Raw genomic sequence first — 9,256 nt, 5'->3', positions numbered from 1 at the left:
ACTGAACTTCCTACGCTTCTGTGCCACGTGCTCTCTCCGCCGTTCTGGACTTCGATCCTATGGGGACCGCTGTCCGAGAACTTCAGGGCGCCTCAGGGGTGGAGTGCCGCAGAGTCTTGGAGACCACGGTGAGTGGTACGCCCGCGGTGATGGTGATGGTGGCGGCCAGGTGCCGCAGGTCGTGAACCGTGACTCTCGGGACGCCGGCTTCGTCGGAGAGCCGGTGGAGGTGATCGAGCACCAGATGTGGCTGGATCGGGCGGCCGTCGGCTTGGCAGAAGACGAGCCCGGCGAATGGGTCCGCGGGGTCGCTGCGGGCGTAGGGAGCGGTTGGTGCCCGGTGGTGGAGTGCGGTGGCGACGCGGGGTGAGATGGCGACCCAATTGCGGCTCGATCGGGTCTTCGGGGTCGTGAGGATGAGGTGGTTGTTGTCGATGGCGGAGAGCGTGGAGCGCACGTAGAGGACGCCCTCGGAGAGGTGGACGTCGTCCCAGTGCAGCCCGAGGGCTTCGTCCTTGAGCATGCCGGTGCCGATGAGGACCTCGAACAGGTCCGCCATGTAGGGGTCAGCCTCGTGGCAGTAAGCGAGGAAGCGGACCGCTTGCTCTGGTGTCCAGATGCGCCGCTCCGGTGAGGGTGGCCGGCGCAGGACGGGTGGGCTGGCGGGGTTGTGGGGGAGGCGGTGCTGGCGGACGGCGTCGCCGAGGGCGCTGGAGGGGGTGGCCAGGCACCTGGAGAGGGTGACTTTGCCGCGGCCGGCGGCGAGTTGGCTGGTGGTGAAGGCGACGATGTGCCGGTGCCCGAGCTTGAGGCTGCCGAAGCCGGGGATGAGGTCGTTGCGGACGTAGTCCCGGTACCGGGCCATGGTGGTCGGCTTCAACACGAGGTCCTTGGCGGAGAGCCAGGAGTTCAGGTGGTCGGCGACCGCCTGGTTGGGGTCGGCGTCGAACCCGCCCGCCTCACCCTCGAGGAATCGATCTCGCCGCGCCCCGTCCGTGAATCCCCCGTCATCGAAATTCATCGAAGAGCAGAGGAATCCGTAGACACCCGGCGGGAGCCGAACCTAACCTCACCGAGGCCGCCCATGGACGAGCGGCCCCCGCGCACCGTGTCGAACGATTTCGACGAGCCGACCCGAGCGGCCACACGACAGCGGCGGACCCCGGCGAAGAGTCAGGTAGTACCTCATGGTTGCGATCACGGATGTGGCCCGGCAGGCGGGCGTCGCCGTCAGCACGGTCTCGTACGTGATCAGCGGCAAGCGCCCCATCTCGGCGCCCACCCGCCGCAAGGTCCTCGACGCGATGAACCGGCTCGGCTACCGGCCGCCGTCCTCCGCGCGCTCGCGCACCATCGGGCTCGCGGTGCGCGTTGACGACGGGGCGCACAGGCCGCTTCTCGCCGAGTTCATGCTCACGGCGAGCGTGGCCGCCCGCCGGCACGCCTGCAACGTGCTGCTCCTGACCGACCACGAGGAGCACGGCGTCCTGGACGCCGCCCTCCTCGACGGGCTGATCCTCATGGACATCGGCATCGTCGACCCCCGCCTCGACGTGATCCGCGCACTGCCCGTACCGACCGTCCTGATCGGGCTGCCCCGCGAACCCGCGGGCCTGGCCTGTGTCGACCTCGACTTCCGGGCCGCCGGAGCGCTGTGCGTCGATCACCTTGCCGACCTCGGGCACCGCGAAGTGGTGCTGTTCGGCGCGCCCGAGGCGGCGTACGCCAGACACGCCGGTTTCGCGGTGCGCACCGTGTCGGGCGCCGCGGAACGGGCTGCCGCGCGCGGAGTGCGGCTCACCCACAGGACCGTCGCGGGAGACTGGGACAGCGTGGCGGGCACCCTCGCCCGGGTCCTGGCCGAACGACCGCGCACCACCGCCCTCATCGTCCAGAACGAGGCCGCGACGCCCCATCTCGCCCCGCTGCTGCGCGGCATGGGCCGCGCCGTACCCGAGGATCTGTCCGTGGTGGCGCTCGGTTCGGACGTCGTCGCCACCGCGGGCACCCCCGCACTGACCTCGGTCGCCGTGCCCGCCGCCGCGCTCACCGAACGCGCCGTGGACCTGCTCGTCGCCCGGCTCGACGGTGCCACGGCGCCGGGCCACCGACCGGTTTTGCTGGAGCCCCGGTTGTCCGTCCGGGCCTCGACCATCGCGCCACCGGGCGCCTGAACTTCCCCGCAGCCCCCTGCCCACCCCCGTCCCCTCGGCAGTACCCCCTGCCCGCACGCAAGAGCCGCCCCCACCCCGTCTCCCCGAAGGACCCCATGCATCCCCGCCCCCGCGCAGCCGTCGCCGCCTGCGCCGCCCTCGCTCTGAGCGCGGTGCTCGGCGGCTGCGGACTGATCACCGCCGACACCCCGGCGAACACCCTCACCGTCGCCGACTACTACACCGCCGAGCCCGGCAACACCGCCCTCACCAGCATCCTGGACACGTGTGCCTCCGACACCGGCGTCGACGTCGTGCGCGAGGTCATGCCGCGCGCTCAGCTCGTACCGAAGCTCCTCCGCGACGGAGCCGCCAGGACCCTGCCCGACCTGATCCTCAGCGACAATCCCGACCTGCCCAAACTCGCCTCCACCGGCGCCCTGTTGCCGCTCGACGGGCGGCTCGACACCGACGGCTTCTACGACAGCGTTCTGGCGGCGGGCACCTACAAAGGGACGTTGTACGGCGTCGCGCCCGGAGTCAACGGGCTAGCCCTCTTCTACGACAAGGCCGCCTTCCGCGAGGCCGGACTCCAGCCGCCCACCGACTGGAGACAACTGCGGGCTGCAGCAAGCAAATTGACGCAGGGTCACCGCTACGGGCTTGCGCTCTCCGCCGTCGGAACCGAGGAAGGGTCCTGGCAGTACGAGCCGTTCCTGTGGGGCGCGGGCGCCGACCTCGACGACCTGGACTCGCCGCGCTCTGTGTCGGCGCTGTCCTACTGGACATCCCTGTTCGCCGACGGGTCGGTGTCCAAGTCGGCGCTCAACTGGCAGCAGTCCGACGTCGCCGAGCAGTTCATCGGCCACCACGCCGCGATGATGGTCAACGGCTCCTGGCAGCTTGCCGCCCTCGACGCCGTCAAGGGCCTGGACTACGGCGTCGTACCGCTGCCGGGGAAGGCGAGCGGCACGGCTCCCGTCACCCCGCTCGGCGGTGAGACCTGGGCCGTCCCCAAGGGCGACAAGCAGGACAAGGCCGTCGAGCTGCTGGACTGCGTGCTCGGCCGCGACAACATGCTGCGCTGGGCGAGCCTGCGCGCCGACGTGCCCGCCGACCCGGCGGTCGCCGCGAAACTGGTGAAGCGGCAGCCCGACCTCGCGCCGTTCCTCGCGAGTGTGCCCGGCGCCCGCTCACGCACCGCCGAACTCGGCACCGGCTACCCAACGGTCTCGCAGGCCCTGTACACGGCCCTGCAGGAGGCGGCGACAGGCCGCCGCACCCCCGCCGACGCCCTTGCCGCCGCGCAGCGGGCCGCCGCCACCTCCGACGACAACTGATGGGGCGCCGACCATGACCACACTCCTCGCCCGGCCTGCCACCGCGGCCGCCGCCCGGCCACCCGCGCAGTGCCCGGCCGCCCGCCGCGCACGGCTCGTCCGGCTCAGCTTCTGGGTCCCCGCCGTGCTCTACCTGGCCGTCTTCTTCGGCTACCCGATCGCCGCCAACGTCGTCATGTCCTTCCAGGACTACACGGTCACGTCCTTCTACCGGGGCGGGGCGCCCTTCAACGGTGTCGCGAACTATGCGCACGTCCTCGGCGACGACCTGTTCTCCGGCACGCTGTGGAACACGGTCGTCTTCACCGTCGCCTCGCTCGTCTTCCAGTTCGCCATCGGCCTGGGCCTGGCGCTGTTCTTCCGCCGGAACTTCCCGCTGAGCGGTGTCCTGCGCGCCCTGCTCCTGCTGCCGTGGCTGCTGCCGCTGCTGGTTTCCGGCACCGTCTTCCGCTGGCTGCTCGACCAGGACTACGGCGTCGTCAACCAGGTCCTGATGAATCTGCACCTGATCTCCGACCCGGTGCCCTGGCTGGTCAGCCCCGACTACGCGATGACGGCCGTCGTCCTCGCCAACGTCTGGATCGGCATCCCCTTCAACATGGTGATCCTGTACGGCGGACTACAGTCCATCCCGCCCCAGCTGTACGAGGCCGCGTCCCTCGACGGCGCCGGTGCCTGGCACAAGTTCCGGCACGTCACCTGGCCGCTGCTGCGCCCCACCACCTCGGTGGTGCTGATGCTGGGCCTCATCTACACCATCAAGGCGTTCGACGTCGTCATGGTGCTCACCCAGGGCGGGCCCGCGGGCGCCACGCAGCTGCTGTCGACGTGGTCGTACCAACTGTCGTTCACCGAGCTGCACTTCGGTCAGGGCGCCGCCGTCGGCAACGTCCTCATCGTCATCGCCACCCTCTGCGCCCTCGTGTACCTGCGGGCCGTGCGCGCCGAGCAGTCCGAGAACGAGAGGTAGACGACCACCATGTCCGCTCCCGCCCCTTCCTCGGGCGCCCCCACCGTGCGCAAGTGGGCCACCACCGTGCTCGCGCTGGTCATCGTCGCGGTCTTCCTCTTCCCGCTGTACTGGATGCTCAACGCCTCGCTCCAGCCCGCGCAGGCACTGCTGTCCATCCCGCCGAAGTGGATCCCGACCGACCCCACCCTCGACGGCTACCGCGCCGCCTTCGACACCCAGGGCCGGCACCTGCTGATCAGCCTGTTCGTCGCCTGCGGCGTCGTCGTGCTGACGCTGCTCCTGGCGACGCCCCTGGCCTGGGCGCTCGCCAGGTTCCGCCTGCGGTACGCCGCCACGCTGATGTTCGTGCTCCTGATCGTGCAGATGCTGCCGGGCATCGTGAAGGCCAACTCGCTGTTCACCCTGTACAGCCACCTCGGGCTCCTGAACAACACCATCGGCCTCATGCTCGCCCAATCCACCCTCGCCGTCCCGTTCGCCGCGGTACTGCTCCGCTCCCAACTGCGCGACGTCCCGGCCGAGATCATCGAGGCGGCCGCGCTCGACGGCGCCGGAACGTGGCGCACCTTCCTGCGCATCGTCGTCCCGCTGTCCCGCAACGGGCTCATCACCGCGGGCCTGTTCGCGTTCCTGTTCTCCTGGGCCGACTTCCTCTTCGCCATCAGCCTCACCTCCCGCGACGCCGTCACGCCCGTCACCGTCGGCATCTACCGCTTCATCGGCGCCAACGCCACCGACTGGAACGCCCTGATGGCCTCCGCCGTCCTCGCGTCGGTACCCGCCGCGATCCTCCTGATCGTCGCCCAGCGCTATATCGCCGTCGGCATCACGGGCGGCTCGGTCAAGGACTGAGCCTTACCTCCCGTCTCCCCCTTTCCACCCCGTACTGGAGCAATGAACGTGACCACCTTCCGGGAACACGACGGCGGCCTCGAATGGCGCGGCGAGCACGAAGTGCTGCGCATCGAACCCTGGGGAACCGACTCCCTGCGCGTCCGCGCGGCCCTCGGCCGGCTGCGCGACGACATCCCCGGCGCCCTCCTCGACCGCGACGACACCATCGGGCCGGCCGCCACGATCACGGTCCCGGACCTCACTGGCCTCCGGGTCTTCAAGAACGGCCTAGGCTCGCCCACCGACCCGGTGCCCCCGGCCCGCATCACCCAGGGCAACGTCACCGCCGAACTCACCCTCGACGGCCTGATCCGCTTCGTGCGCACCGCCGACGGCACCGAACTCCTCGCCGAACGCCCGGCCCACTTCTGGTGGCCCGGCAGCCGGGTGCACACCCCGGTGGGCCATGGCTACCAGCGTCTGGAGCAGAACTTCCAGGCGTACGAAGGCGAACGCCTCTACGGGCTCGGCCAGCGCCAGCACGGCCTCCTTGACCAGAAGGGCACGGTGACCGACCTCGTCCAGCGCAACACCGAGATCACCATCCCGTTCGCGCTCTCCAACCGCGGCTACGGCCTGCTGTGGAACAGCCCCGCCGTCGGCCGCGTCGAACTCGCCGTCACCGGCACCCGCTGGGTCGCCGACAGCGCCCGCCAGATCGACTACTGGATCACCGCGGGCGACCGCCCCGCCGACATCCTGCGCTCCTACGCCGACGCCACCGGACACGCCCCCGAACTCCCGTCCTGGGCCAGCGGGTTCTGGCAGTGCAAGCTGCGCTACCGCACCCAGGAGGAACTCCTCACCGTCGCCCGCGAACACCGGCGGCGCGGCCTGCCGCTCTCCGTGATCGTCGCGGACTTCTTCCACTGGACCCGGCTCGGCGACTGGCGCTTCGACCCCGCCGAGTGGCCCGACCCGGCCGCCATGGTCGAGGAGCTGGACGAGATGGGCGTCAAGCTGATGGTCTCCGTCTGGCCCTCCGTCAACCGCTCCTCCGAGCACTACGACGCACTCGAGCGCGGCGGCATGCTCGCCGCCAACGAGTACGGCACCGCGGCCCACGCCACCTGGGTCGACAAGGGCGCCGACCACCGCGTGATGGTGTCCTTCTACGACCCGACCAACCCCGACACCCGCGCCTTCGTCTGGGACAAGGTCCGCGAGAACTACCAGTCCCTCGGCATCAACCTGTGGTGGCTGGACGCCTGCGAACCCGAGATGAAGCCCGGCCACCCGGCCAACCTGCGCCTGCATGCGGGCCACGGCGCCGAGGTCGCCAACCTGTACCCGCGAGAGAACGCCCGCATCTTCCACGAGGGCATGGCGGCCTCCGGCAACACCGACGGCATGTCATTCTCCCGCTCCGCGTGGGCGGGCAGCCAGCGCTACGGCACCGCCGTCTGGTCCGGCGACATCGGCACCGACTTCACCGCGCTGCGGCAGCAGATCGCCGCCGGCCTCAACATCGGCATCTCCGGCATCCCCTGGTGGACCACCGACATCGGCGGCTTCCATGGCGGCGACCCCGACGACCCGGCCTTCCGCGAGGTGCTGATCCGCTGGTTCCAGTTCGGGGCGCTCTGCCCGATCTTCCGCCTCCACGGCTTCCGCCTGCCCTGGCTGCCGCTGGGCGGCGAGATGACCGGCGGCCCCAACGAGGTCTGGTCGTACGGCGATCAGGCCTACCGTATCCTCGGCGACTACCTCGCCCTACGCGAACGCATCCGCCCCTACATCGACGAGCAGATGCGCACCGCGTCGCGCGAGGGCCTGCCGCCGATGCGAGCTCTGTTCCTGGAGTTCCCTGACGACGACGCCTGCTGGACGGTGGCCGACTCGTACCTGCTCGGGCCCGACCTGCTGGTCGCCCCGGTCACCACCGCGGGCGCAACGACGCGCGAGGTGTACCTCCCGGCGGGCGCGCGCTGGACGTGCGCCTGGACCGGCGCCGACTTCGAGGGCGGGGCCCGGGTGACGGTGGACGCGCCGCTGGAGCGGATACCGCTGTTCCTGCGGGAGGGGACGCGGCTACCGGTCTCGGCCTGAACATCCCCGGCCCGCGCCCGCGGTGACCGTCAGCCCGTAGGGCTTCAAATTGGCTTCACCAACTGTGACCTGGCATTTCGTCCGATAGCCAGCTGGCTCGGTGGTATGCGTTGATGAGGTCCGCGACGGCTTTTCGGCGCTCGGTCCGGGCTGCGGGCAGGGGGATGATGTTCGGGCCGTCGTTGGGCGCGAGTTGGTCTCGGCCTCGGTGGGGTCGGTGGCTGTTGAAGTGGTCGACGTAGTTGTGGAGGATCTTCTCCGCGTGGCCGCGGCATAACAGCAGGGTCCGGTCGGTGCACTCCTCCCGCGCTGAGCATATGAATCGTCACCGCTCCGCATCTCGGGCCGGCCGCCCAAGGCGACGGGAGCCGGCCTGCATGCGTTCACGGGGCCGCGGTGACCTCGTCGGCTTCCGTCGAGTGCTCCGCGCGGGACGAGGTGACCACCTCCGAGACTCGGGTACCCCGGTCCATGAGGCCTCCCGTGAAGGCGAGGCCCAGGCCGGCCAGGGCGAGAGCCGCCCCGACCAGATTGGGCGAGGCCCAGCCCCAGCCCGCCGAGATGGCCAGGCCGCCGAGCCAGGCACCGCCCGCGTTGGCAAGGTTGAATGCGGAGTGGTTGGAGGCGGCCGCCATCGTCGGAGCGTTCTGCGCCTTGGCCATGAGCAACATCTGGACGGGCGTGGTGATGAGAGAACCCATGGCACCGATGAAGGCGATCGTCACCAGCGCGGGCACGGTGCTGTTGACGGTGAAATAGAACGTCACCAGCGCCGCGGCCAGCAGAGCGAGCCCCGCGTACAGCGTCGGCCTCAGAGCACGGTCCGTGAGCGGGCCTGCGATCACCGTGCCGAGCGTCATGCCGACGCCGTAGAGCGCGAGGACCAGCGTGGTGGAAGAGTCGGAGATGCCCGTCACGTTCGTGAGCATGGGCACCAGGTAGCTGTAGACGGCGAAGAACCCGCCGAACCCGACGACCGCCGTGGCCAGGCCGATCGCGACCTGCCTGTTGCCCATCGCCCGCAGCTCGTGCCGGATACCGGATTGCCGGCCACGTGGCTGGTGGGGAACGAAGAGGGCCAGGGAGGCGAGGGCGATGATGCCGATGACGGCGACTGCCCAGTAGGCGGACCGCCAGCCCAGGTGCTGCCCGAGGGCCGTACTCGCCGGCACTCCGACGATGTTCGCAATCGTGAGCCCGAGGAACATCTTCGACACGGCGCGTGCGGCCCGTTCGGGGGCGACCAGCCGGGAAGCGACGACGGCGCCCACACCGAACAGCGCTCCGTGCGGCAGACCTGCCAGAAAGCGCGCGGCGAAGAGCAGTCCGAAGCTGGGAGCGAGCGCGGACGCGATGTTGCCGACCACGAACAGTCCGGACAGGAGCAGCAGCAGCCGCTTGTGGGGAACGCGCGCGCCGATGCCCGTCAGCACGGGGGCGCCGACGACGACACCGAGCGCGTAGGCCGAGACGAGGTTGCCGGCATGCGGCACGGATACGTCGATGCCGGCAGCGATCTGGGGCAGCAGCCCCATCGTGGCGAATTCGGTCGTGCCGATGCCGAACGCGACAACAGCAAGGGCCAGCAGAGCCAGCGGCATGGTGCAGGAGACCTTTCGAAGACAGTGGTCTATGAGCGGACGGGTGTGGATGGGACCGGGAAGGTCTCCGGTCAGGTGGTCTGTCGCGCTGAGCGCCCTGGCCCGGCGCCACCTTGGAGCAGGGATGGACAGGGGTAAGCCCACAAGGCTCAGCAGTGCGGGGGACCCGCGCATTCCAAGATCGACCGGAACGTGTCGGTGACCTCCGTCACCCGTTGTCGCCCGTCCTGTTGTGTACTGCTGCCG

8 protein-coding genes are annotated in these 9,256 nt (G+C 70.2%); 5 read left to right on the top strand and 3 right to left on the bottom strand.

Annotated features, from left to right (window positions below; all coding sequences use genetic code 11):
- Window positions 1-82 precede the first annotated feature (82 nt).
- Complete coding sequence (locus AC07EJ_RS43310) at window positions 83-1,021, bottom strand: site-specific integrase (RefSeq protein ID WP_478886309.1); 939 nt, start codon at window positions 1,019-1,021, stop codon at window positions 83-85.
- Between the two features lie 166 nt (window positions 1,022-1,187).
- On the opposite strand from AC07EJ_RS43310, the gene AC07EJ_RS43305 reads away from it, so the two are divergent.
- The 5 genes from AC07EJ_RS43305 (at window position 1,188) to AC07EJ_RS43285 (ending at window position 7,409) form a co-directional block, all read left to right on the top strand.
- Entirely contained in the window at window positions 1,188-2,174 is a 987-nt protein-coding gene (locus tag AC07EJ_RS43305) for a LacI family DNA-binding transcriptional regulator (RefSeq protein ID WP_389484229.1), read from the top strand.
- A gap of 95 nt (window positions 2,175-2,269) precedes the next feature.
- On the top strand, window positions 2,270-3,493 hold the full coding sequence (locus AC07EJ_RS43300; RefSeq protein ID WP_478886308.1) for a sugar ABC transporter substrate-binding protein: 1,224 nt from the start codon (window positions 2,270-2,272) through the stop codon (window positions 3,491-3,493).
- 13 nt (window positions 3,494-3,506) lie between these two features.
- Window positions 3,507-4,463: a carbohydrate ABC transporter permease gene (locus AC07EJ_RS43295; protein ID WP_389484225.1), complete on the top strand. Its 957-nt coding sequence runs from the start codon at window positions 3,507-3,509 to the stop codon at window positions 4,461-4,463.
- A gap of 9 nt (window positions 4,464-4,472) precedes the next feature.
- A complete protein-coding gene (locus tag AC07EJ_RS43290; RefSeq protein ID WP_389484223.1) occupies window positions 4,473-5,318 on the top strand; it encodes a carbohydrate ABC transporter permease in 846 nt (281 codons plus the stop codon).
- A gap of 42 nt (window positions 5,319-5,360) precedes the next feature.
- Window positions 5,361-7,409: a glycoside hydrolase family 31 protein gene (locus AC07EJ_RS43285; protein ID WP_389484221.1), complete on the top strand. Its 2,049-nt coding sequence runs from the start codon at window positions 5,361-5,363 to the stop codon at window positions 7,407-7,409.
- Window positions 7,410-7,464: 55 nt separating this feature from the next.
- Here AC07EJ_RS43285 and AC07EJ_RS43280 read toward each other — a convergent pair whose 3' ends face one another.
- On the bottom strand, window positions 7,465-7,728 hold the full coding sequence (locus tag AC07EJ_RS43280; RefSeq protein ID WP_389484243.1) for an integrase core domain-containing protein: 264 nt from the start codon (window positions 7,726-7,728) through the stop codon (window positions 7,465-7,467).
- Between the two features lie 64 nt (window positions 7,729-7,792).
- Window positions 7,793-9,010 (bottom strand): MFS transporter, encoded by a 1,218-nt coding sequence (locus tag AC07EJ_RS43275; RefSeq protein WP_478886307.1) that lies wholly within the window; start codon window positions 9,008-9,010, stop codon window positions 7,793-7,795.
- Between the last annotated feature and the right edge of the window lie 246 nt (window positions 9,011-9,256).

The sequence above is a fragment of the Streptomyces sp. NPDC045026 genome (assembly GCF_056432625.1).
The sequence above is the reverse complement of the archived record's forward strand: the minus strand, read 5'-3'. Positions and strand labels throughout refer to the sequence as shown.

Bases quoted from the DNA above. Each gene is read 5' to 3' on its own strand.
- AC07EJ_RS43295 (WP_389484225.1), top strand. From the start codon at position 3,507: ATGACCACACTCCTCGCCCGGCCTGCCACCGCGGCCGCCGCCCGGCCA.
- AC07EJ_RS43310 (WP_478886309.1), bottom strand. From the start codon at position 1,021: ATGAATTTCGATGACGGGGGATTCACGGACGGGGCGCGGCGAGATCGA.
- AC07EJ_RS43290 (WP_389484223.1), top strand. From the start codon at position 4,473: ATGTCCGCTCCCGCCCCTTCCTCGGGCGCCCCCACCGTGCGCAAGTGG.
- AC07EJ_RS43275 (WP_478886307.1), bottom strand. From the start codon at position 9,010: ATGCCGCTGGCTCTGCTGGCCCTTGCTGTTGTCGCGTTCGGCATCGGC.
- AC07EJ_RS43305 (WP_389484229.1), top strand. From the start codon at position 1,188: ATGGTTGCGATCACGGATGTGGCCCGGCAGGCGGGCGTCGCCGTCAGC.
- AC07EJ_RS43300 (WP_478886308.1), top strand. From the start codon at position 2,270: ATGCATCCCCGCCCCCGCGCAGCCGTCGCCGCCTGCGCCGCCCTCGCT.
- AC07EJ_RS43285 (WP_389484221.1), top strand. From the start codon at position 5,361: ATGAACGTGACCACCTTCCGGGAACACGACGGCGGCCTCGAATGGCGC.